The following is a 22,519-nucleotide window of genomic DNA, read 5'->3' as shown; positions in this document are numbered from 1 at the left end:
AGCGCACCAGGGGGCTTGTGGCAAGGCCTGGGTCATGCCGCAAAATCATTGGTTGTGAAGTTAAATCATAGGAATGGGAGAGATGAAATGCGCGTGGTATTGGCGACGTATGGGACACGAGGAGACGTCGAACCAGTTGTCGCGTTGGCAACCCAGGTAAGGGCCATGGGTGCTGAAGTGAAGGTATGCGCACCCCCGGATGAAGAGTTTGCACAATTGATGACACGTGCCAAGTTGCCATTTGTCCCTTTCGGAAAGCCGTGGAGTTCATGGGCGAACGGAGTGTCGACGGCGGAGGAGCGAGTAGAGGACGCTGACGAGTTCGTAGCGAGGCACATCGCCGCAACATACGAAATCCTCGCCGAGGCCGCGCAGGGATGTGATCTCCTCTTGGCGACGGGGATGTTGCATTTTATTGCCCAGTCGGTGGCAGAGAAATTGTCCATCCCACACCGGTTTGTGCTCTTTTCCCCTGGACTGGAGCTGGAGTCTCCAGAAAGAGACAGGCTAGTTGGCGCGCCGATCAATGCCCATCGGACCGCTATCGGGCTGCCACCGGTTGATGATATCCGTCAGTTCCTGTTTACTGACCAGCCGTGGATGGCGGCGGACCCGGTTTTGGCACCGCAGCGAGCCTCCGGACGCGGCAGCACCGTGCGCACCCCTGCGTGGATCCTGCGAGACGATCGGCCCGTGGCAGCTGAGTTGATGGCATTCCTAGATGCTGGTGCCCCGCCCGTGTATGTGGGTTTTGGCAGCATGCGCATCACACAAGATAGTGCAAGGGCAGCCATTGAGGCGATCCGGGCGAAGGGGCGCCGGGTGCTCCTCCGACGCGGGTGGGCCGATCTGGCCGCAATTGACGACCAGGACGACTGCTTCATCGTCGGAGATGTCAATCAGCAGGCGCTGTTTCCCCGGGTTGCGGCCATCATGCACCACGGAGGCGCTGGCACTACGACGACCGCCGCCCTGGCTGGCACTCCACAAGTAGTAGTGCCCCAAGCGGCGGATCAGCCTTACCAGGGCCTCAGAGTAGCCGAATTGGGAATCGGGGCGGCACACGAGGGTTCAACACCGAGTTTTGAGTCCCTATCGGGGCCTCTCACTATTGCGCTGGACCCTGAGACTCGGGCACGCGCCACCGCTCTGGCCGGTGCTATCCGCACCGACGGGGCGACCGTAGCTGCGAGGCTGTTGCTCGACACGGCCAACGCTCAGGCGAAATCATTCTCAGCACTAAACATGTAGGAGCGGGGGCTCCTCACTTTGCCGGAACCCCCTCGAATCTGTCAGACAGCTCCCAGTAAGACGCCGTTGGAGGCACTTTGGCACTAGACGTGAGTCCAGAGCTTGGGACCCTGGTGAACACTCAAGGAACGAGCAGTTTCTTTGGTTGGATACAAGACTGACTGCTACTTGGTGGCGTCGTTGACCGGTGTTCCTTGCTGTTCCATTGTTTCGAGGCCGGAGATGATGAGGTTGAGACCTAGATCGTACTCGGCATCGATGCCGTCGCCGTTCTCAACTACAGGAACCTCGTCATCGATGTAGTTGCCGGATTTCATCACCGGCGCCAAGTGCGGAAACCGCTCTGGTGTAATAACTTCTGCGAGAACTGCGACCCCCTCTGCCGGAACGGCAACGATGCCTTCCTGGGCGAGGTCTCGCTCCAGTTCCACGGAGGAGGCAACATGCTGGGAGATTACCAGGATCACGCCAATCTTGACATCGTCGGCCAGTGGCAGATCCTTCATGGCGCCCAGGCCCAGGTTCGCTGCCCGGACGCTGTTCGGCATCAGGATGGAGACCGGGCCGCGAGGGATCTCCAACACCCACGGGTGGGCACGGTACGCCTCGCGGACCACTCCAGCCCAGACTCGTAACGCCTCTCGCCAGTCAGTTGGAAGTTCGACTTTCTCAGGAATCGTCAGTGCGGCATCCTGCATAAGCCTCAGCAGCTCATCCTTACTGGAGACGTAGCGATAGAGAGACATCGTGGTGAAGCCCAAAGGCTTGGCGACCGCCTGCATGGTCACCGCGGCCAGCCCTTCGTTGTCGGCAACCTCGATGGCAGCTTTCACTATCCGTTCATGGCTCATCCCTCGACTCGGCCCGCGCTGGGGCACTTCCTGCATTCCCCAAGCGATGGCGACCGCGCGGGGGAGCCCGGTATCAGTGGTTTCAGCCATGTTCTTCATTCTCTCACCATTTACGGAGGTGCATTTCATACACAGTGTGTGTCATAATCTGTTTATGACCTACACAAACATGCCACTCGTCGAGATCTCAGGACTCTCCAAGAGCTACGGCAAACACCAAGTCCTGAACGACTTACACATCACCCTTCCGCAAGGAGTTCATGCCCTGTTGGGACCCAACGGCGCCGGCAAGACCACGCTGGTCAATATCCTCTCGACACTGATCCCGTTCAGTTCGGGTGAGGCGCGCGTACTGGGCCTCGATGTTCACCGTGACCGCAAAAAGCTCCAAGGCCTGATTTCCCTGACTGGGCAGTATGCAGCGGTGGATGGCGCACTCTCCGGTATAGAAAACATGGTGATGATGGGGCAGCTCTTCGGACTCTCCCGACGTGACGCCAAACGGCGGTCCGATGAGCTTCTGGAGCGCTTCGAGTTGTCTAAGGCGGCCGCTAAACGGGTGGCCACATACTCGGGCGGCATGAGACGCAAGCTAGACATCGCAGCCAGTCTCATCGCCGGCCCTCAGCTGATCTTCCTCGACGAACCGACCACAGGTTTGGACACCCGCAGCCGGCAGGCGCTCTGGGATGAGATCAATACTCTGGCTGCTGCCGGGACCTCGATCTTCCTGACCACCCAGTACCTGGAGGAGGCAGATGTGCTCGCCGAGCGCATCATGGTGCTACACGGCGGTGGGATCGTCGCTGAGGGAACCGCCGTCCAGCTGAAACAGCGGGTTGGCGGTTCCACCATCCAACTGCACGACGATGCCGGGCACATCATCGAGACCCTTCCCACTCAAGGAGATGCCGCGGACCTGGCTCAGCAACTGGCAGCCATATCTCAGCAGCGGCCCGAGGTCAGCGTGACTGTGCGCAAACCGACTTTGGATGAGGTCTTCCTGGAACTCACCGGCGCGCGATCACCCTCAGTATCACCAACAACGAAAAGCGACAAGAAAGAGGTCTCCCAGTGACTAAGACTGCCACTCGACCTACATCCAGAGTGCCTGCCCGCAACATCGAAACGCACAGCGCCGAACCGATGTCTGGCGCTAACTTCGTGACAGGTTTGATTGTCTTTTCGGTGCGGAGTCTCAAGCACTCCTTTCGTGATGCCGAATCTCTGCTGATGGCTGTGATCCTGCCGATCATGCTCATGCTGATCTTCACCTATGTGATGGGCGGGGCGATGGACGTCACCGGCGATGGCGCGACCTCCAGCGCTCAATACCTCTCTTATGTGCTGCCTGCAATCGTGGTGACGGCAGCCGGCTTCGGCGCTTCATACACGGCTGTGGTGGTTAGTAACGATATGACCACCGGATTTATGAACCGACTGCGCACGATGCCCTTCCCCTCAGTCACCGTACTGCTGGGACACACGGTCTCGTCAATGGTGCGCAACTTAATGGCCACCGCGGTGGTCTTCGCTGTCGCGCTGGCTGTCGGGTTCCGCACTGATGCATCTGCTGCACAGTTGGCCGGCTCAGTCGGACTGGTCGCCCTATGGATCCTGGTGATCACCGTCGTCTTCGCCGTCCTCGGCATGGTCGCAGGTTCTGCCGAATCAGCCAGCGGATATGGATTTATGCTGCTGTTCCTACCCTACGTCTCATCAGGCTTCGCTCCAGTGGAATCGATGCCCAACTGGCTCCAAGGCTTCGCTCAGCACCAGCCCATGACCCCAATCATCGACGCCTCCCGCGCCTCGCTGAACGGCGAAACCCCCGGCAACGAATGGTGGATCGGAATCCTGTGGTGCACAGGATTCGTAGTGCTGGCAGTGTGGATGGCAGCTGTACTCTTCCCCAAGAAAGTCGCTCGCTAGCTTGCAGCGTTGAGAGCACCCATAGCGGAGCCAAAGGAGGCAGCGATCGGTTCCTGGGGACCGAAGAACAGCACATCCGGTTTCGCCTCGTAGTAGCTCAAGGAGGTCTTCGTAGACGCTTCCGTACCGATAGAAGACGCGAATAATGGTGAAAGTATCATCAGTGTCCGCATTTAGGGGAGAGGGACAAACATGACTGATGGGGAGGCTGGGTGGGTTCAACAACCTCTGCAGATTGAGCGGCCGGAGGCTGTAATAAAAGCGGAACTGCACGGGTCGACTAATGGACCTTTGGTCGTGTTCACCCATGGTGGTTGGATGGACCGGCACATGTTCGACGCTCAAGTTCAACCCTTAGTCGCCGCAGGTTATTGTGTGCTTCTCTGGGATGTAGCAGGTCACGGCGAATCCCTCCCGCGCGGGGTGGAGAGACCTTCCGTAGCCCAAATGGGAACCGACCTGCTTGCCGTGTTAGATGCGCTAGGGCCTATTGAGCCGGTTTTCCTTGTAGGGCAGTCCCTGGGCGGCATGATCTCGCAGCACGTGGCATTGGTGGCACCCGAACGGGTTGCCGGACTCGTGACGATTGGGTCTCCCTGCATCAATCCTGAAAACCCGCGGCTGGCCAAACGAATGACAGCACTGTGGCGCATCTCCGCATGCGTCGCTGGTTTGCTCCCGACATCGTTGCTCCTGCGGCAATTGCCCAAGGGTACTGCACTTACACCGGAGGCGCAGGAATACGTCCAGACTGTGACGCAGAATGTCACTAAAGAGAATTTCCGGTGGCTCACGGAAGCAGCTCGGGAGGCTGGGCGTGGATTGCAAGGTCGTTCGATTCAGGTTCCACTGCTCATCATTCGGGGCGAGCAGGATATCAGTGGCTCTGGACGGCTGACCGTGATGACCGCTCAGCACTGGTTGGAAAGGGACCCACAGGCTCGCTACTCGGAGATTCCCGACGCGGGGCACCAGGCACACCAGGACCAGCCAGAGATCTTCAATGAACTACTGCTCGACTATTTGAGCGCTGCACGTCACACGCATTGAACGGACCAGCTGGTGTTGGATATGCCTTGGGAGCGTGGTCGCCAGCCCGTCCTCGTCCTGATGAAGTGTGGCCAAGGAACGCGGTGTGGACCCGGTGCTCATGAAGTTCTCCTCTCCGAGGGAATGCCGCATCCCGATCAGCAGCGGCTAACTCCGCGGTGCCCCAGCAAGTTCTGACCGCGCCTCGAACGATGAACCCGTGGGACACCCGGAGTGTCGGCGCTGTGCCCTTACTCATGGGGGAAGACCGACTGAACCACCGGTCCAGCCGATAGTTGACCTAGGCAACTATGCTGGTGTCATGCTTGAGTCAACGCGACCTGAACTGCTCGGCGACTTCGGAATGGTCTCCTCCACCCACTGGCTGGCTTCTCAGACCGGTATGAGCATCCTTGAACGCGGAGGCAATGCCGCCGATGCGGCAGTAGCATCCGGGTTCGTCCTCCAAGTGGTGGAACCCCACCTCAACGGGCCCGGTGGGGAAGCCCCCATCCTGGTCTGGTCTGAGACCGAGCAGCAGGTGGAGGTGATCAACGGTCAGGGCACAGCGCCCCAAGCTGCCACGGTGGAACGGCTGAAAGAAATGGGCCTAGACATCATGCCGGGCACTGGGCTTCTCTCCGCAGTTGTCCCCGGCGCATTCGGCGCCTGGCTGACCTTGCTTCAACGCCACGGGACTATGAGTCTGCGTGAGGTTCTCAGCCCGGCGGTCCGGTTCGCCGACCAGGGGCATCCGGTGCTCAGCAGAGTCTCCCGAACCATCGAAACCGTGCAGGAGATGTTCGCCAACGACTGGCCGACCTCCGCAGCCACCTGGCTCTCTGGCGGTCACGTGCCCGCCCCCAACAGTCGATTTCGCAACACCGTGCTCGCTCGCACGTTCAGCCGCCTCATCAATGAGGCAGAAGCTGCTGGTGGAGACCGGGATAAACAGCTCGACGCCGCCCAGCAGGCCTGGTATTCAGGCTTCGTCGCTGAGGCCATCGAAGCATTCTGCCGCGACAACTCTGTTAGAGACACCAGCGGTCACCGGCATTCTGGGCTGCTCACCGGCCAGGACATGTCCGAGTGGCATGCCGAGGTCGAAGCCCCGGCGACCTTCGATTATCAGAACTACACCGTGTGCAAGACCGGCCCATGGGGCCAGGGGCCGGTGATGCTTCAGCAGCTCGCTCTGCTGGAGGGATACGCCCTGGATTCAGTGCCGGTAGGCTCCGCTGATTGGGTCCATGTGATGGTGGAGACCGGAAAATTGGCATTCGCCGACCGGGAGGCTTGGTACGGCGATCCACGCTTCACCGATGTCCCCCTGCAGGATCTTCTCAGTCCTGAGTACACCATCCGGCGCCGGGCGCTGATCGATGACCATGCCGCGTCGCGGGAACTCATTCCCGGTGCACCGGGCGGTCGCCAGCCTCAGCTGCCGCACTACCCAGAAGTAGGCCCGAGTGCTGAAATCGCTGGTGTGGGAGAACCGACGGTGGCTCATAACGGCGACACTCGCGGAGATACCTGCCACGTCGACGTCGTCGACTCCGGCGGCATGATGGTTGCTGCGACACCCTCGGGTGGATGGCTCCAAGCCTCTCCGACGATTCCCGAACTCGGATTCTGCCTGAGTTCAAGAGCGCAGATGTTCTGGCTGCAGGACGGACTGCCGAATTCTCTGCGACCTGGAGCTCGTCCCCGGACCACTTTGTCGCCGTCCTTTGCGCTGCGTGATGGTAAACCGTGGATGGCCTTTGGGACCCCCGGTGGTGACTCCCAGGATCAGTGGAACCTGCAGCTGTTCCTCAACGTCGTCCACGGTGGAATGAACCTCCAGGAAGCCATAGACGCTCCAGCGTTCCATTCCACCCATGTGCCGAGTTCGTTCTATCCGCGGGAGGCGTTCCCTGCCCAGGTGATGATCGAGGACCGCTTCCCGGCCTCCGTTTTGGACGATCTTCGCCGCCGGGGGCACGACCTCAAGGTCGGTGGGGGATGGACTGAAGGTCGTCTCTCCGCGGTGGCCAAAGACGGCGGGTGGCTGCGCGCCGGCGCCAACCCGCGCGGAGCACAAGGTTATGCAGTAGGGCGCTGACCTGCGGTCTAGGATCCCGAGCTCGGGGTGGTCGAGACAAGGATGTCCGCGTCCTCGGTGACATGGATCATCGCACTGAGCACGCTTCGAGCATCAAGTGCGTCACCGGGCGCAAGTGAGTACTCGGCGCCGTCGATGGTGACTACAGCTGAACCGCTCAGCATTGTCAGAAAGCAGTCGTGTCCGCTCAGCGGCAGCGGAAAGTCCAGGTTGTCTCCGGCGTCGAAGGCGCCCGCCATGATGCGAGTCTCAAGTGAGGGGTGGGAGAGTTCCCGCCAGCCCTCCCGAGGACCCGGAAGATGTGACTGTTGGACCACGAGTCTGTTCTCGTCTCGGGTCAGTTCAGCCAGGCTCGTGTTCAGCGCCGCTGCGACCTTGGCCAACAGCGGCAAGGAGGCAATCGAAAGGCCGTTTTCAATGTTGGACAGATGAGACACCGAGATGTCGGCTCTGCGCGCGACTTGGGTCAGGGTCAGGCGGGCGTCTTTTCTCCGGCGACGAATGGCCTCACCGAGGCGGAAACCCAGGTGCTCAGTATTCATCCGGCTCACCGCACCAGCGCCGGAGTGACGATCCACAGGAGTTCGACACTTCCCGTCCCGTCATCGATGGACAGCGCGTGCTCGGGATGAGAGGAATAGTGCAGCGATTCGCGCGGGCCCAGACTGAAGGTTTCGGACCCGAAGGAAAATGTCACCTCGCCCTGCAGGACCAGACAGAAGCGCTCACCCACATACCGATACGTCGCGCTGGAGTCTATGGCCGAAAATTCGTGGCGCAACGCTGTGTAGGAGGGATTATCCAGGCGGGAGGACAGCAGCGAGTACGACTCCGTGCTCGACTCTGAGAATTTCAGGTGATGGGGAGAGCCTGCCCGGTGCACGGTCACCTCAGGCTCCACCTCACGAGGGAAGAATGCCGAGACGTCGACCCGGAGCACAGCCGCGAGCGTACTCAGGGCGCTCAAGCTGGGCACTGTGGCCGAGGTTTCCACAGCAGAGATGTAGCCTTCGCTGTACCCGCCCTGCTCCGCAAGGTCGGAGAGCGTCATGCCGCGATTCTTCCTCAGTTCTCGGATCCGGGCCCCCAAATTGCTGAGCACCCCGTCGGTCTCCGACGATTCGCCCTTCTCGGCACGGTTCCCTACACCATCTGGGCTCATACCCTCCACTTTCACGTTGATCCCCACGATCACAAGCACAACAATAGTCGCCTCCGAGCCACCCTCTGGCCGGAGAAGGTTCACATGTTTCGGTTGGGTAAAACTTTTGACGCATTAGAGCGAAACTGATGACTATCGTTATAAGAGGGTATACCTTTGCTTATACAGAAATTTTCGACCTTGGAGTTCAGCACATGATCAGAACCTTCCTGACACTGGAGGCTAAACCGGGACAGCGTGATGCCCTTGTTTCTTGGTACAAGGAATCAGCGGCCCTGGAGAAGGCGGTGGAGTACGCCGGATGCATCGCCACGGAACTGTACCCGGACGCGGACCACGACGATCGCCTGATGGTCACTGCCCTGTGGAACTCCGGCGAAGACTACGACCGTTGGGTGCAGCACCCATGGCGGCAGTCAACAACCGCGGAAATCAACAATTACCTCAAAGACGAGGTCAGCCAGAGCTCCCGTGGGTCTGCGCTTGAGAGTATTCACCAAGCCTCACGGGCACATCTGTAAACCATCGCACCACGGCAACCACAGCGTTGCTCCCCCTTGATGAGAAGAGGAACATTCATGTCCGCACCACGAGTACGCCGAACAGCTGCGCTGTTTCTGGCCGGATCCCTAGCTCTCACCGCCTGTTCGGGAGGCAACACCGGCGCCCAGTCCGAATCCGATGATGACACCGGCCAGAGCACCGGCGGCACCCTCGTCATCGACACAGCGTTCTCCCTAGAGACGGGCGATCCGGGCCGCAACTACGTTCCCACAGGCTCCACCGTCCTGCACCCGCTGTACGAAACGTTGCTGACATTCGAGGGCGACGACGAATCAGAACCCGTGCCCGGCCTTGCCACGATGGAGGTGAACGACGACGCCACCGAATTCACCTTTACGCTCGAGGAGGATCGTGTCTTCTCCGACGGCTCCGCCATCGACGCTGACGACGTCGTCTTTTCCTTCGAACGCCTCCAAGGGATGGAATCCTCCAAAGCGAACCACCTCGTCGTCGGCATTGAGATCGAAAAAGTCGATGACATGACAGTGCGCATCACCACAGAGGAGCCCTACCTGCAGCTTCCCGCCATCGTGACCAACCCCGCGCTGTCGATCCTCAACTCCGAGGCTGTAGAGGAAAATGGCGGAACCACGGACGATTCCGACGAAGCTGAAGAATTCCTCAACGGCACCTCGGTAGGCTCAGGCCCATACCAGTTGGAGACTTTCGATCTGACATCTCAGGTGGTCCTGGTGCCCAACGATGAATACAACGGGGATCAGCCCGCACAGTTTGAACGCGTGGTCATCCGCAACGTCTCAGAGGCGGCCACTCAGCTCACCAACCTCCGCGGTGGCGACTCCCACCTGGCCCTCGATCTCTCCGGAGATCAGGTCGCCGAACTGGGTGAGGATTTCGATATCACCGCTGGTCCCGGCGCGCAGACCATCTTCCTGCTCGTCAACCAGGACGAGGGCGTCTTCGGCGACCTGGCCAACCCTTCATTCGCAGAAGCCGTCCGCTACGCACTGGACTACGACTCGATCCTGGAACTCGCCGGTGACGGTGCAGCCCAGGCAACTGGTGTGATTCCGCCCATGTTCCTCGGAGCTCCAGAAGAGGGTGTCGAGCAGGACCTTGACCGCGCTGCGGAAGCCCTCGAGGAATCCGGCTACGACGGTGAGACCCTCACGCTGCGATTCCCCAATGATCAGCCCATTGGCGGGGTGGACTTCACAACGCTCGCAGAACGGATTCAATCGCAGCTCGCGGAGGCTGAGATCAACGTTGACCTAGCCCCGGCACCGTTTGCCTCCGAAATCGACCCCTACGTTGAAGGCACCGCAGATTTCGCCATGTGGTACTGGGGCCCGGACTTCGCAGACTCCTCCTCATTCCTGCCCTTCGGGCCCGATGAGACAGTCGGAACCCGCTCCGGCTGGACCGCGGACGACGCCCCCGATATTGCAGATCTGGTCACTGAGGCGAGAACAGCAACGGACCTCGATGAGCGCGAGCAGGCCTTCACTGACTATGCGACCGCCATGCAGGAAGAGGGACCCTTTGTCCCGCTCCTGGTTCCCGCGCGCAGCTTCGCATCCTCAGGGGTGGATGGAGTCACCTACAACTCCAACTGGACCATCGATATTGCTGAGCTCAGCCCGGCGGACTGACCGTATGCCAACAGCCACCAAGGCAGCGCGGAGCCGTAGCACCGGTTCCGCGCTGCCGCGCTACCTGCTCCGACGACTGGGCACATCCATTGTGCTTCTCTTCGGAGTGACTCTGGTGACGTTTGTTCTCACCGCCTTAGTCCCCGGCGACCCTATCGCCGCGGCACTGGGTGAGGGTGCGATACAGAATGAGGCCACAGTCGAGGCCTACCGCGAACGGTACGGTATGGACCGATCGCTGCCCGAGCGTTACCTCCTCTATCTCCTGGCACTCGTGCAGGGAGACCTCGGCACCTCCATCCGCACCAGCCGACCAGTCCTGGAAGAACTTTCGACCGCTCTGCCGGCCACGGTTGAGGTAGCTTTCGCCGCCATCGTGGTCTCCCTGGCGGTTGCTCTCGTCCTGGGCACCATCGCCGCATGCCGGGCCGGCAAGGTCTCCGACCAAGTCGTACGTGTGGTCTCCCTGGTTGGTCTCAGTGTGCCCACCTTCTGGCTGGCGATCATGGTCTATCGGTTGTTCTTCATGCAGCTTGGCTGGGCTCCCGGGTCAGGAAGGCTTTCGCCGGCGCTCAACCCGCCGCCGCGCATCACGGGTCTCTACCTCGTGGACTTCGCCCTCGATGGGGACCCCGTGGGGTTCATCGACGCCGCCGCTCACCTGGTACTGCCGGTGGTGGTCCTGTCGCTATTCACCATCGGTCTGCTGACCAGGTTCATCCGATCCTCAGTGCTTGAGGTGCTTTCCACGGACTATGTGCGCGCTGCACGGGCAAAAGGTCTCTCGTCTCGCCGTGTGATCGTGGGATACCTCCTGCGAGGCGCATCACTTCCGATCCTGACCATGGTCGGTGTGGCCTTTGGGGCGCTGCTGTCAGGAACTGTGCTGGTGGAGGCTGTCTTCGCGTGGCCAGGTCTGGGCACCTACGCCTACTACGCGGCAATCAATCTCGATCTTCCGGCAGTGATGGGTGTCGGTCTCGTCGTCGGAGTGATCTACGTCGTCATCAACCTAGTAGTGGACCTGCTCTACGGAGTTCTGGATCCCAGAGTGAGGCTCGGATGAGTGCACAAGTTTCTCGCATGAGCCGCGCAGCCGATGCGCGGGTCTCTCGCCGATCAAAGCGCCGACTTCCCGCCGCATGGCGCAGTCCCCTGGCCCTGGTCGGCATTGTGATCGCTGGTGCTTGGTTTCTCGCAGCGATCCTCGCACCCTGGATCGCGCCCTACGATCCGCTCGCCCAAGGCCTGCCGCGGCTCACCCCGCCTGGAGAATACAGCGTGCTCGGAACAGATGTCCTCGGCCGCGATGCGCTTTCGCGGCTCCTCCACGGCGCCCGGGTGACCATCCCCTTGGCCGGTGTGCTGGTGGTCTGCGCTATGGTTCTGGGCACCATCATCGGCGCGGTCGCTGGATACATCGGGGGATGGGTGGACGAAGTACTGGGCCGCCTGACGGATCTGTTCATGGCGTTTCCCACCGTGATCTTGGCGATGGTGATTGCCGCTGCCCTGGGGCCGTCACTGTACAACGCAGTATTGGCGGGCATCGTGGTGACCTGGCCGATGTACGCACGTGTGACCCGATCCCTGGTGATGAGTCTGCGTTCTCAGAATTTCGTGATCGCCTCGAGACTGCTCGGGTACTCCCCATGGAGATCCATGGGCACTGACATCCTGCCCAATGTGATGGGACCGGTACTGGTGCTGGCCTCTCTGGAAGTCGGTACGGCCATCCTCCTGCTCACTGGCCTGTCCTTCCTGGGCCTGGGCGCACAGCCTCCGACCGCTGAATGGGGCTCCATGATCTCCGGGGCCATGCAGAATATCGACGCCTGGTGGCTCGGAGTCTTCCCCGGTTTAGCGATCCTCACGGTGGTGATGGCCTTCAACTTCATTGGTGACTCGCTCCGCGATGTCCTCGATCCGCTCTCGTCCGCGGAACGTCAGGGTGCCGGGTCAGCTGTCGGACCCACCACCGTCAATGCCGACGAGGGGGATCCCAGTGCCGCCGTGCCAAGTGAACCAACGGAGCAGGAGGCACCTCGATGAGCACTGTGCTGTCATTGACCGACCTCGCTGTAGAGCTGGGTCCCAAAACGGCTCGCCGTCAGGTGGTGCGTGGAGTCACCCTGGACCTGGTTGCGGGACAGATCCAGGGCTTGGCGGGGGAGTCCGGCTCCGGTAAGACCGTGACCGCCATGGCAGTTCTCGGATTGCTCCCGGGTTCGGCCACAGTGAGTGGATCCGTCCGCATGGGTACCACCGAGCTGACGACACTGCGAAAGCGTGAGCTTAACCGCGTCAGAGGGCGCCGCATTGCAATGATCTTCCAGGATCCCTCGGCGAGTCTGCATCCGCAGCTGTCCATCGGAGCGCAGCTGACCGACCATGTGCGGCACCATCTGGGTATGAAACGGAAGGAAGCGCGCGGTCGGGCGGCCGAGCTGCTGGACCGAGTGAAAGTTCCGGACCCGGAGAGCGCGCTGAATCGATACCCACACCAGTTTTCCGGCGGCCAGCGGCAGCGCATTGCCATTGCGATGGCGCTGGCCTGTGAACCCGAGGTGCTTCTGGCGGATGAACCGACCACAGCGCTCGATGTGACAGTCCAAGCCGGCATACTTCACCTGCTGCGTGACCTCGTGGATGAACGCAACCTTGCGGTGCTGCTGGTCACCCATGACCTCGGGGTGATGAGCGCAGTCGCCGATGATGTGGCTGTGATGCGTCATGGGCGCCTCGTCGAGTCGGGTGCGCGCAGGCAAATGTTCACCGATCCCCAGCATCCGTACACGCGGCAGCTGCTGGAGGCCATGCCCGATGCCCAGGAGAGTGAGATTCTGTGAGTGAATTACTGAGGGTGAAGGACCTGGTCGTCCGGTACGGCACCATGACCGCTGTTGATGGGCTCTCAATGAGTATCGAACCTGGTGAAGTGTTGGCGCTGGTCGGTGAATCAGGATGCGGCAAGTCCTCAACAGCCCGAGCTGTAGTCGGCATGGAACGGCCCGCAGCGGGTGACGTTCACTTCCGGGACCTCCCTGTGCCGCCCCTGGGGTTGCGGCGTCGTGAGAAGCGATTCACTGCCATCCAAATGGTGTTCCAGGACCCCAACTCATCGCTCAATCCCAGGAAAAGAGTCGGTGATCAGATTGCTGACGGGGTGCGGGCGGCCCGAGAGCGGAATATTGAATCCGAGGAACCGGGCCATTGGTTGGAATCAGTAGGGCTCGAGGCGAGTATGGCCTCCAGATACCCCCACCAGTTCTCAGGTGGTCAGCGTCAGCGGCTTGCCATCGCGCGCGCCCTGGCTGCTAAGCCTGACCTTATTGTGGCTGATGAGCCCATCTCCGCCTTGGACGCGTCAAGTCAGGCCTCCGTAGCCGCGATGATGCGCCGACTCTGTTTGGACGCAGGAGCGGGGATGCTCTTCATTTCTCACGACCTCTCCGTGGTGCGGCTCATGGCCGACCGGGTCATGGTGATGTACCAGGGCTCCGTGGTGGAATCGGGCGCCACCTCCCAGGTCTGGTCCGACCCGGTACACCCGTATACCCGGGCACTTCTGGCTGCGATCCCGCACCCCGATGGTCGCGGCGTCCTTCCGGCGGCACCGGCGGCGGAATCACCGCAGGAGTGGTCATCTCATGTCCCTGAGGCTCTGAACAGGCACGCTGCCCCCGGCCGCTAAGTAGGCCCCCGCTCTAGCGGTGATGGGAGCGCGGAGGCCGGGATGGCCATCGCGACTTCCTACGCTCAGTCCTTGCAGCGCTCTTGCACCTCCTGCTTTTCTGCATCGTGGAAGAAACCTTCTTGTAACAGAAAAGATAAGCAAGAGAAATCTTGTCCTTCTATGGTTTCGATACATAGTAGAAACCCTCCACGGAAGGACAAAAGTGTTCCAGGAAGCACAAGCCGCGACGCTAGGTTCGCAGCTCAAAAAAGACGGCGTACGCTTCGCCATTGCGGGATACACCGACCTCCACGGAAACCTCAAAGGCAAGATGGTCCCTATCGACCATTTCGTGCAGATGGCAAACGGGTCCGAGCTGTTCACGGGTGCAGCGCTCGACGGCCTGCCACAGGACGTTTCCGACGAGGAGCTCTCTGCACGTCCAGATCTTGACCGCGGCGTTGTGCTTCCTTGGCGTAAGGACGTCGCGCTCTTCCTCTCTGATCTCTATGTGGCGGGGGAGAAGTTCGACGCCTCCACGCGCAACATTCTCGGACGGCAGACCCAGGCAGCAGCTGAGCTCGGATACACCTTCAATCTAGGTGTAGAAACGGAGTTCTTTGTCCTCAAGGACGGAGACTCAGGAACCGACAACGTTAGTGACCGGGACACTCTGGACAAGCCCTGCTACAACGTTCCGGCCCTGATGGACAATCTTGGATGGCTTCAAGAACTCGTTGATCATATGAACACCCTCGGTTGGGATGTGTACTCCTTCGACCACGAAGATGCCCAGAGTCAGTTTGAGGTGGATTTCGACTACGCGGACGGCATGACCATGGCTGACCGAGTGGTCATCTTCCGGACTATGGCAGCAGAGGTAGCCCGCAAACATGGTGCCTATGCGACCTTCATGCCGAAACCCTTCGCCGACCGCACCGGATCTGGGGCGCACTTCAACATGTCCTTCGGCGACGCTGAGACAGGAGAAAACCTCTTCGCATCCGATAACGACCCGCGCCGGGCGGGTCTCAGTGACATCGGGTATCACTTTGCTGCCGGAATCGTCCGTCACGCAGCTGCCATTTGTGCGGTGATCGCCCCTACTGTCAATAGCTACAAACGGCTCGTCCGTCAGGGAAGCATGTCCGGTTCCACTTGGGCCCCCATCTTCGCCAGCTGTGGGGACAACAACCGGACCAACATGCTGCGCATCCCGCTCGGCGGCGGACGAGTCGAGTGCCGTGCCGTCGACTCAGCATGCAACCCCCACCTGGCAGCTGCCCTCCTGCTTGCCGCGGGCCTGGAAGGAATCCGCGAAAAGACTGAGCTGAAAGAGTTCCACACCGAGAACCTCTATGACGTGGACCCGATGGACTACCAGAAGCGCGGTCTGGAGTTGCTTCCGCGCACACTCGAGGAAGCGATCGATGCGTTCGAAGCCGACCCCTTCACCAAGGAAGTTTGTGGTGAGAAGTTCTGGAAGGCCTTCATCGATTACAAGCGTGGTGAGTGGGAGTCCTACGCGACCGCCGTCACCGACTGGGAACGCGACCAGTACCTGAAGTTCTACTGATCACGCACTGATGATGGGACATCCAAAACACTCAGTGCAGAGGCGGAGGGCTCAAACATGACTGTCGAAGCCACAGCGCTGCAGACTCTCACCGCAGAGAGCTTCCGGCTCGAATCCGGAGAGCTGCTCGAGGCAGAGATCCGCTACCGCACCTACGGAGAGCTCTCCGCGGCGGCCGACAACTGCGTTGTGATCTTCAGCTACTACACCGGTACTGACCTGAGCTACCTGCCCTGGATCGGCGAGGGCCGGCCCCTGGACCCGAAGCGGTACTTCATCATCATCATTAACCACTTCGGGGGAGGTGTCTCATCATCACCGTCGACGACCGAAGGACGGTTTCCGCCGGTGAGCATCGCAGACAACGCTCACGCGGCCCGCATGGTTCTCGATGACCTAGGCGTGGAGCACGTTCACCTGGCCGCCGGCTGGTCCCTGGGTGGGATGCAAGCCTTGGAGTTCGCTGTCAGATATCCCGAAAGCGTGACAGGCGTCCTGGCGGTGTGTTCTGCAGCGCGGTGTGAGCCGGTGAACCGTGTGTTCCTCGGCTCGGTGGCCGCAGCTCTGGAAGCTGATCCGCGATTCGCCACCCACGACCCCGACGATCCACCCCTGGCGGGGCTCGACGCCTTTGGTCGGGTCTACGCCGGGTGGGCCTATTCGGCGTCGTTTTTCTCACATCGGATCTATCAGGACTTCGGCTTCTGCAGTGTCGACGAGGTCCTGGACAGCTGGGGGCGTGATCACCAGGCCATGGAAGCCCAAGACCTGATGGCGAGCCTCAAGATGTGGGACTCGGCCGATATTGGAACAGGCCGTGGGGGCACAGAGGCAGCGCTAGCCAGTATCAGAGCTCGGGTCATTCTCATGCCATCGACAACTGATGCCTACTTCACCCTCGAAGACAACCTCAGCGAGGCAGAGCATCTGGCGCACGGCGAGGTCACTCCGCTGGAGTCACCGCTCGGCCATGTCGCCGGTCGTCCCGGAATCCACTGTTCTGAGCAAAAGAAGGTCGACGACGCCCTTAGCGCTCTCCTGGAATGAGGCTCGCTCTCCACTACACACAGCACAGAGACCACGTGAGACAGACCGAATCATGAATGAAGGGACAAGGAATGCGGAAAGACGCCGAACCACTCAACGTGGTCGTTGCCGGCCTACCCAAAGCCGTCCAGGGCGCAGCGGACCCGGACGAGGGTATGTGGCTCACTGAGCAGCAGAAGCAGAAGATCACCTCAGTCGCCGAGAACGTGTGGATTGAGCACCTACCAGTCTCCGAGCTCAATACCGGACGAGGCCCTCAACGTCCGCCGCACGCGATCTTGGTGGAAACCTCAGGCTCCAAGAAAGAAATCGAGATCGAACAGGGCATTCTCACCATGCCCGGACTCGAGCAACTGTTCAACCCTGACCTGAAACTGCTGCAATCCATGAGCGCCGGTGCTGAGCACCTGGTGAATATCATGCCCGACGGAGTGGTGCTCGCCAACGCATCAGGTGTCGCCGCCCCGGCCATCGCCGAAACAGTCATCGCAGGGATCCTCGCGCAGGCCAAAATGCTCCGTCAGCGCTGGGAGAACCAAGCGGCGAAGATCTGGGTCGAACTGCCAGCTCGCGAGGTCGACGGATCCACCATGGTGGTGCTCGGAACGGGAAACATCGGAACCCGCACCGCCCTGATCGCCCAGTCGCTGGGCATCCGGACCATAGGGATTAACCGGCGCGGAAACCCAGTGACCGGGTTCGACGAGACACGGCCCACAGGAGAGCTCCTCACCGCGCTCGCCGCGGCTGACTACCTCATCATCGCCGCCCCCCTGACTCCAGAGACCCGCGGGCTGATCGGCGCCGAGGCGTTCTCCACCATGAAATCCGGAGGATGGGTGGCCAATGTGGCACGCGGCGCCATTCATGATTCTGAGGCGCTCGTCTCCGCGCTCAGCAGCGGCCATCTCAGCGGGGCCCTCATCGATTGCCATGTCCAGGAGCCGCTGCCCGCCGAGGACCCGCTGTGGGAGGCGCCCGGCGCTCAGGTGTTTCCCCACGACTCCCACGCCTCACAGCTGCTTGGTGATCGCCAGGTCGATGTCTTCGTCGAGAACCTCAGGCGAATGGTCGCCGGAGACGAGTACATCAATGTGGTCGACCTAGCCCGCGGCTATTGAGCCGACCCCTGCCGAACAGCACCTACCGAAGGAGGCACGCATGAAGATCGGATTCATCGGACTAGGAGTCATGGGGAAACCCATGGCTAAGCACCTCGTCGAGGCCGGACACGACGTGGTGGTCTATAACCGATCGCGGCCGAGCATGGACGAGCTAGCAGCTACCGGCGCCGTCGCCGCAGACAATCTGGCACAGGTGGGTCAAACAGACATAGTGATCACCATGCTGCCCGATTCACCGGATGTTGAGGCGGTGCTCTTTCACGAGGAAGGTGTGGCCTCCACTCTGCAGCCCGGTGCGGTGGTAATCGACTGCAGCACGATCTCACCTCAGGCTGCCGGGGTGATCGGCGAGCAACTGGCTGCGGCGCAGGTGGACTTTGTTGACGCGCCCGTCAGCGGCGGAGAGGCAGGCGCCGTCAACGGTGCGCTGGCCATCATGATGGGAGGAGACGAGGAGACCGTCGCGCGTGCCCAGGACGTTCTCGGTGTGTTCGCAGCGGCGATGGCCCATGTCGGGCCGATCGGCTCCGGTCAGTTGGTCAAGGCGGCCAATCAGATGCTTGTCGCTGGCAACATCGCGCTCGTAGCGGAGGCGCTCTCCTTGCTGCAGCGAACTGACGTGGACGTCCCCGCCGCCGTGGACGTTCTCAACGGAGGGCTGGCGAGTAGCCAGGTCCTCAAGGCCAAGGGCCCCAAAATGCTAGCTCGCGATTTCACTCCCGGATTCCGCCTTGACCTGCACTACAAGGACCTGCTGATAGCTCTTGCCGCCTGCGAACAAGCAGGCGTGGCGGTCCCCATAGCCGGCATGACGACCCAGCTTGTCCAAGCGATGCGGGCTGCGGGCGATGGAGGTCAGGACCATGGAGCTCTCATCAAGGCTGTCGAGCGGCTCAGCGGTATTCCGCCCCATAAAACATAGTCCACGGCGTCGGGTGCGCTGATCGCACGTACCAGGCTCATTCACCAGAGGAAGGAAAATCTAGTGCCTACAGCAATGATCTGCGGGGGTGGCGTCGCTGGGCTCTCCTCTGCGCTGCACCTGAAACAGCGTGGATGGCGGGTGCGGCTCTTCGAAAAGGAATCGGAGCTTCGCACCGCTGGCGTGGGGCTGAACATCTGGCCCAACGGCACACGTGTTCTCCAGGGGCTCGGCCTCGGTGACGAGTTCCTGTCCTTCGCAGCATCGATGAACCGCTGGTGGGCCCTCGACAGCGACGGCACCGTCACCTCGGACGTTGACGTCAGTGTGTGGCGCGACGAACTCGATGCGCCCATTACCGGTGCCCGACGGCGCCGGCTCAACTCGATGCTGGCGGCGGGGCTCGAGAAGGACGAACTGATCTTCAACGCCGCCGCTGATCGCTACGAACAGAATGACGTTGGCGTGACCGTCCATTTTACCGATGGGTCATCGGCCACCGGGGACCTTCTTTTGGGGACCGACGGAGTTGGCTCCAAGATTCGCAATCACATGCTGGGCGGGCCACCCGAATTCACCGATGAGGGAATCGTCCGCTGGCGGGGAGTCTTCGAATGCGCTGCCGCGGGCGTTCCCACTGATGTGCAGGCTGATGTCTATGGTGCAGAGGGGCACTTCGGCTGGATTCCCATCGACTCCACACATGCCTACTGGTACGGAAGCCTTGCGGGACTGAGCACATTCGACGAGTTCTCCAGTGTGTACAACACCTGGTCCAACACGTCCGTGCCAAAGATCATCGCAGTCAGCGACCCGGAGACGATTATCGGCCGGGAAATCTCCCACTACAAGGATCACCTGACTCAATGGGTCGACGGCAGGGTCGCTCTCATCGGAGACTCCGCCCACCCCATGTACCCGGGGATGGCGCAGGGCGCGAATCAAGCTCTCATTGATGGGCAGACCCTGACGCAGTACCTAGAACGCTACGACGACATTCCAGAGGCTTTGCGGGCCTACGAGCATGAACGCATGCCGGTGGCGCACCGGATGGTCGAGTACTCCAGGCTGCACTTCAACTGGGAGCACAACCGCCGCGAGTACGCGACCGCCGGAAACAATCTGCAGATCGACCGATATATGGAGTTCGAGGGATGACAACTGTCACTGCACCTCCGCGCACGTCCAAGCAGATGGTCTGGGTCACCACGCACCGGCGCACTCTGGGCCGCTACATCCTACCCACGGTGTTCATTCTCGGGCTCATCGGGTTGCAAGAGCTCTTGACGCAGAATGGAGCGCTGCCTGCAACCTACTTCCCTCCCGCGAGCGAGATCGCAGCCGCGCTGATCCAGGAGCTCTCAGCGCCCGCACTGGGCAGCGCGCTCTCCAGCACACTATCCACCTGGCTCATGGCGATCCTGCTCTCCGTAGGCCTGGGAACCATAGTCGGAGTGCTGCTCGGACTCATCGTTCCCCTCGAGGCCATCCTGCGACCCATCATTGAGTTCCTGCGGCCCGTGCCATCAGTGGCGCTCATACCGCTGGTGGTGCTGACCATCGGCACTGGGTCACAGTCAGCGCTGTTTCTCGCGGTGTTTGCGGCCTTCTGGCAGGTGTTGGTTCCTGCGATCATCGGAGTGCGCGCAGCCCACCCGGTGGCGCTCGATACCGCCCGTTCTTACAGCTTTTCGCTCTGGCAGCGCATTCGGTGGATCCAACTGCCGAGTATGCTCCCCTATCTGGCCACAGCGGTCCGACTCGCGACCTCCACCTCGCTGATACTCATCGTCACCGCGGAGATCATTATTCAGATGCCGGGTATCGGCTATGAGATCACGATGTCCCGCAGTGTGGGCAACCCTGCACGGATGTACGCCTACATTGCGCTCAGCGGCGCTGCAGGAATCCTACTCAACGGTCTTGTCCGACGCTTGGAAAACAAGCTCTTCGCCACGCATGGTCTCGGAGGCACAGCATGAAAACACTGGTTGCTGCATCAACAACTGACCGTGGCCGTTTGGCGTTCGGCACCTTCGGCGCCGTCGCTGCCGTCACTGCGTGGTTCTTGATCTCCGAGCACAGCAATAACGCGTACTTCCCGCCGCTGCGTGCGATTCTCGAACAAGCGTGGAACTACTGGACGACTGCTGAGGGTGTGACCAACATCCTGGCGAGTCTTCAGACGCTCGCCGGAGGCCTCAGTCTCGCCATTGTCTTTGGCGTCGTGATCGGCCTCATCATCGGGCAGCTGCCTGTAGTGGAACAAACAGTCTCCCCGACCTTGGAGTTCGCCCGGGCGATTCCAGCCACCGCGCTGATTCCCTTCGCCATGATGCTCTTCGGCGTCAGCAGTGAGATGAAGATCTTCCTCATTGCCCTAGGCTGCGTCTGGCCGGTGCTGCTCAGTACCGCAGACGGTGCACGGCGGGTGGACCGCACGCTGAGCGATACCGCCCGAGCATTCCAGGTCTCAGGCACGCAGCGGCAGCTCTACGTGATCCTGCCGGCAGTGCTGCCCCGCATCTTGGTAGGAATCCGCATTGCTATTCCGCTGAGCCTGATCCTGATGGTCACCAGCGAGATGGTGGGTGTGCAACGGGGCCTCGGATTCGTGATTACTCAGGCGCAGGCAACGTTTCAGCTGCTGACTATGTGGTCTGGAATCCTCATTCTCGGGATTCTCGGCTTCACCCTGACGTTCCTCTACACCTTGGTCGAGCGGCGCCTCCTTCGGTGGAGCGACCCGCGCGGAGATCGCAGTTCATGACGAGAAATGAAACTACCCTGTAACACCTCCGACAATGAAAAGAAATGTGACACTTCTATAATTTCAATATGTCGTTGAAATACGACCGAAAGGCAATCATATGCTCGTCGTTTCAGGCTTAGAGAAAACCTACCCGGGTAAGGATGGTGGATTCACAGCCGTGTCCGGCATGTCCTTTGAAGTGCATGAGGGAGAGATCTTCACACTGGTGGGGCCCTCCGGAGCTGGCAAGACCACTCTCCTGCGGTGCATCGCGGGACTTGATGCGCCCACCGGTGGCAGTGTGACCTTCGATGGCGAAGTTGTCAGCGGACCACCGAGGGACTTCGCCGTGGTCTTCCAGGACTACGCCCGGTCGCTGATGCCGTGGATGACGGTCGCTAAGAACGTCGAGCTGCCGTTGATGAAGAAGGGCATCGATGCCGCCGACCGACGGGAACGCATCACACGCGCACTCCAGGAGGTCGGGCTGGGGGATGCTGCAGAGAAACGCCCCTTCCAGCTCTCAGGCGGAATGCAGCAGCGGGTCGCCATCGCCCGTGCCATTGCCTACCGGCCCAAGGTGTTGATCATGGACGAGCCCTTCGCCTCCGTTGACGCACAAACCCGTGCCGATCTGGAAGACCTGCTGCTGCGGGTGCAGGAAGAGACTGGCACCACGGTCCTATTCGTCACCCATGACGTTGATGAGTCCGTCTACCTGAGCAATCGTGTGGCGATCGTGAGTCGCTCGCCCAGCCGGGTGGCCGAAATCGTTGACATCCCACTGCCCTACCCAAGAGACCAAATCGACACCAAGTCTCAGCCCGGCTTCGCGCATCTGAGGGGACACGTCTTCGGACGCATTCGAGAGATGGTTCGTGATGCCAATCTCACTACGACCTGAACACCCATCCAG

Annotated in this window: 22 protein-coding genes; 19 read left to right on the top strand and 3 right to left on the bottom strand. The window is 60.8% G+C overall.

Annotation, left to right across the window (positions count from 1 at the left end; translation table 11 throughout):
* The first annotated feature begins 87 nt into the window (after positions 1-87).
* Positions 88-1,251 carry a glycosyltransferase gene (locus tag FH975_RS08075; protein WP_162320886.1) on the top strand — a complete coding sequence of 388 codons (1,164 nt, stop codon included), beginning with the start codon at positions 88-90 and terminating at the stop codon, positions 1,249-1,251.
* Positions 1,252-1,415: 164 nt separating this feature from the next.
* Here FH975_RS08075 and FH975_RS08070 read toward each other — a convergent pair whose 3' ends face one another.
* Complete coding sequence (locus FH975_RS08070; RefSeq protein WP_162320885.1) at positions 1,416-2,192, bottom strand: TetR/AcrR family transcriptional regulator; 777 nt, start codon at positions 2,190-2,192, stop codon at positions 1,416-1,418.
* A gap of 64 nt (positions 2,193-2,256) precedes the next feature.
* Here FH975_RS08070 and FH975_RS08065 point away from each other — a divergent pair, with 64 nt between their 5' ends.
* The 4 genes from FH975_RS08065 (at position 2,257) to FH975_RS08050 (ending at position 7,167) form a co-directional block, all read left to right on the top strand.
* Positions 2,257-3,180, top strand: a complete 924-nt coding sequence (locus FH975_RS08065; RefSeq protein WP_162320884.1) for an ATP-binding cassette domain-containing protein — start codon at positions 2,257-2,259, stop codon at positions 3,178-3,180.
* Positions 3,177-4,034: an ABC transporter permease gene (locus FH975_RS08060; protein WP_328821826.1), complete on the top strand. Its 858-nt coding sequence runs from the start codon at positions 3,177-3,179 to the stop codon at positions 4,032-4,034. Before FH975_RS08065 ends, FH975_RS08060 begins: the two co-directional genes overlap by 4 nt.
* Before the next feature lie 192 nt (positions 4,035-4,226).
* A complete protein-coding gene (locus FH975_RS08055) occupies positions 4,227-5,084 on the top strand; it encodes an alpha/beta fold hydrolase (protein WP_162320883.1) in 858 nt (285 codons plus the stop codon).
* A 301-nt stretch (positions 5,085-5,385) separates the two neighbouring features.
* Positions 5,386-7,167 (top strand): gamma-glutamyltransferase family protein, encoded by a 1,782-nt coding sequence (locus tag FH975_RS08050; protein ID WP_162320882.1) that lies wholly within the window; start codon positions 5,386-5,388, stop codon positions 7,165-7,167.
* An 8-nt stretch (positions 7,168-7,175) separates the two neighbouring features.
* Here FH975_RS08050 and FH975_RS08045 read toward each other — a convergent pair whose 3' ends face one another.
* A complete protein-coding gene (locus FH975_RS08045; protein WP_162320881.1) occupies positions 7,176-7,709 on the bottom strand; it encodes an XRE family transcriptional regulator in 534 nt (177 codons plus the stop codon).
* Between the two features lie 5 nt (positions 7,710-7,714).
* Positions 7,715-8,329, bottom strand: coding sequence for a helix-turn-helix domain-containing protein (locus FH975_RS08040; protein ID WP_162320880.1), 615 nt, complete (start codon positions 8,327-8,329; stop codon positions 7,715-7,717).
* A 194-nt stretch (positions 8,330-8,523) separates the two neighbouring features.
* On the opposite strand from FH975_RS08040, the gene FH975_RS08035 reads away from it, so the two are divergent.
* The 14 genes from FH975_RS08035 to FH975_RS07970 all read left to right on the top strand — a co-directional run bounded on the left by FH975_RS08035 (position 8,524) and on the right by FH975_RS07970 (position 22,507).
* Positions 8,524-8,850 (top strand): putative quinol monooxygenase, encoded by a 327-nt coding sequence (locus FH975_RS08035; protein ID WP_162320879.1) that lies wholly within the window; start codon positions 8,524-8,526, stop codon positions 8,848-8,850.
* A 57-nt stretch (positions 8,851-8,907) separates the two neighbouring features.
* Positions 8,908-10,506, top strand: coding sequence for an ABC transporter substrate-binding protein (locus tag FH975_RS08030; protein ID WP_162320878.1), 1,599 nt, complete (start codon positions 8,908-8,910; stop codon positions 10,504-10,506).
* Between the two features lie 4 nt (positions 10,507-10,510).
* A complete protein-coding gene (locus FH975_RS08025) occupies positions 10,511-11,572 on the top strand; it encodes an ABC transporter permease (protein WP_162320877.1) in 1,062 nt (353 codons plus the stop codon).
* 17 nt (positions 11,573-11,589) lie between these two features.
* The gene (locus FH975_RS08020; RefSeq protein WP_162320876.1) at positions 11,590-12,558 is read left to right on the top strand and encodes an ABC transporter permease; all 969 of its coding nucleotides are present in this window, start codon (positions 11,590-11,592) and stop codon (positions 12,556-12,558) included.
* Positions 12,555-13,355, top strand: a complete 801-nt coding sequence (locus FH975_RS08015) for an ABC transporter ATP-binding protein (protein ID WP_162320875.1) — start codon at positions 12,555-12,557, stop codon at positions 13,353-13,355. Before FH975_RS08020 ends, FH975_RS08015 begins: the two co-directional genes overlap by 4 nt.
* Entirely contained in the window at positions 13,352-14,200 is an 849-nt protein-coding gene (locus tag FH975_RS08010) for an ABC transporter ATP-binding protein (protein WP_162320874.1), read from the top strand. Before FH975_RS08015 ends, FH975_RS08010 begins: the two co-directional genes overlap by 4 nt.
* A 205-nt stretch (positions 14,201-14,405) precedes the next feature.
* Positions 14,406-15,758: a type III glutamate--ammonia ligase gene (glnT, locus tag FH975_RS08005; protein ID WP_162320873.1), complete on the top strand. Its 1,353-nt coding sequence runs from the start codon at positions 14,406-14,408 to the stop codon at positions 15,756-15,758.
* 57 nt (positions 15,759-15,815) lie between these two features.
* Positions 15,816-16,805 carry an alpha/beta fold hydrolase gene (locus FH975_RS08000; RefSeq protein ID WP_162320872.1) on the top strand — a complete coding sequence of 330 codons (990 nt, stop codon included), beginning with the start codon at positions 15,816-15,818 and terminating at the stop codon, positions 16,803-16,805.
* 71 nt (positions 16,806-16,876) lie between these two features.
* Positions 16,877-17,926 (top strand): D-2-hydroxyacid dehydrogenase, encoded by a 1,050-nt coding sequence (locus FH975_RS07995; RefSeq protein WP_162320871.1) that lies wholly within the window; start codon positions 16,877-16,879, stop codon positions 17,924-17,926.
* Positions 17,922-18,851: an NAD(P)-dependent oxidoreductase gene (locus FH975_RS16925; protein WP_328821840.1), complete on the top strand. Its 930-nt coding sequence runs from the start codon at positions 17,922-17,924 to the stop codon at positions 18,849-18,851. Before FH975_RS07995 ends, FH975_RS16925 begins: the two co-directional genes overlap by 5 nt.
* A 63-nt stretch (positions 18,852-18,914) precedes the next feature.
* Positions 18,915-20,009 carry an FAD-dependent oxidoreductase gene (locus FH975_RS07985; RefSeq protein WP_202923105.1) on the top strand — a complete coding sequence of 365 codons (1,095 nt, stop codon included), beginning with the start codon at positions 18,915-18,917 and terminating at the stop codon, positions 20,007-20,009.
* Complete coding sequence (locus FH975_RS07980; RefSeq protein ID WP_202923104.1) at positions 20,006-20,833, top strand: ABC transporter permease; 828 nt, start codon at positions 20,006-20,008, stop codon at positions 20,831-20,833. The genes FH975_RS07985 and FH975_RS07980 overlap by 4 nt, the downstream gene beginning before the upstream one ends.
* Positions 20,830-21,621 carry an ABC transporter permease gene (locus tag FH975_RS07975; RefSeq protein ID WP_162320869.1) on the top strand — a complete coding sequence of 264 codons (792 nt, stop codon included), beginning with the start codon at positions 20,830-20,832 and terminating at the stop codon, positions 21,619-21,621. Before FH975_RS07980 ends, FH975_RS07975 begins: the two co-directional genes overlap by 4 nt.
* A gap of 100 nt (positions 21,622-21,721) precedes the next feature.
* Positions 21,722-22,507: an ABC transporter ATP-binding protein gene (locus FH975_RS07970; RefSeq protein ID WP_162320868.1), complete on the top strand. Its 786-nt coding sequence runs from the start codon at positions 21,722-21,724 to the stop codon at positions 22,505-22,507.
* Positions 22,508-22,519: the final 12 nt, after the last annotated feature.

Origin of the sequence: Nesterenkonia haasae, from assembly GCF_010119385.1 — a bacterium.
Lineage (GTDB): Bacteria > Actinomycetota > Actinomycetes > Actinomycetales > Micrococcaceae > Nesterenkonia > Nesterenkonia haasae.
Note: the sequence above shows the minus strand (reverse complement) of the source record. Positions and strands in the feature narration are given on the sequence as shown.

Bases quoted from the DNA above. Each gene is read 5' to 3' on its own strand.
- FH975_RS08075 (WP_162320886.1), top strand. From the start codon at position 88: ATGCGCGTGGTATTGGCGACGTATGGGACACGAGGAGACGTCGAACCA.
- FH975_RS08070 (WP_162320885.1), bottom strand. From the start codon at position 2,192: ATGGCTGAAACCACTGATACCGGGCTCCCCCGCGCGGTCGCCATCGCT.
- FH975_RS08065 (WP_162320884.1), top strand. From the start codon at position 2,257: ATGACCTACACAAACATGCCACTCGTCGAGATCTCAGGACTCTCCAAG.
- FH975_RS08055 (WP_162320883.1), top strand. From the start codon at position 4,227: ATGACTGATGGGGAGGCTGGGTGGGTTCAACAACCTCTGCAGATTGAG.
- FH975_RS08050 (WP_162320882.1), top strand. From the start codon at position 5,386: ATGCTTGAGTCAACGCGACCTGAACTGCTCGGCGACTTCGGAATGGTC.
- FH975_RS08045 (WP_162320881.1), bottom strand. From the start codon at position 7,709: ATGAATACTGAGCACCTGGGTTTCCGCCTCGGTGAGGCCATTCGTCGC.
- FH975_RS08040 (WP_162320880.1), bottom strand. From the start codon at position 8,329: ATGAGCCCAGATGGTGTAGGGAACCGTGCCGAGAAGGGCGAATCGTCG.
- FH975_RS08035 (WP_162320879.1), top strand. From the start codon at position 8,524: ATGATCAGAACCTTCCTGACACTGGAGGCTAAACCGGGACAGCGTGAT.
- FH975_RS08030 (WP_162320878.1), top strand. From the start codon at position 8,908: ATGTCCGCACCACGAGTACGCCGAACAGCTGCGCTGTTTCTGGCCGGA.
- FH975_RS08025 (WP_162320877.1), top strand. From the start codon at position 10,511: ATGCCAACAGCCACCAAGGCAGCGCGGAGCCGTAGCACCGGTTCCGCG.
- FH975_RS08020 (WP_162320876.1), top strand. From the start codon at position 11,590: ATGAGCCGCGCAGCCGATGCGCGGGTCTCTCGCCGATCAAAGCGCCGA.
- FH975_RS08015 (WP_162320875.1), top strand. From the start codon at position 12,555: ATGAGCACTGTGCTGTCATTGACCGACCTCGCTGTAGAGCTGGGTCCC.
- FH975_RS08000 (WP_162320872.1), top strand. From the start codon at position 15,816: ATGACTGTCGAAGCCACAGCGCTGCAGACTCTCACCGCAGAGAGCTTC.
- FH975_RS07995 (WP_162320871.1), top strand. From the start codon at position 16,877: ATGCGGAAAGACGCCGAACCACTCAACGTGGTCGTTGCCGGCCTACCC.
- FH975_RS07980 (WP_202923104.1), top strand. From the start codon at position 20,006: ATGACAACTGTCACTGCACCTCCGCGCACGTCCAAGCAGATGGTCTGG.
- FH975_RS07975 (WP_162320869.1), top strand. From the start codon at position 20,830: ATGAAAACACTGGTTGCTGCATCAACAACTGACCGTGGCCGTTTGGCG.
- FH975_RS07970 (WP_162320868.1), top strand. From the start codon at position 21,722: ATGCTCGTCGTTTCAGGCTTAGAGAAAACCTACCCGGGTAAGGATGGT.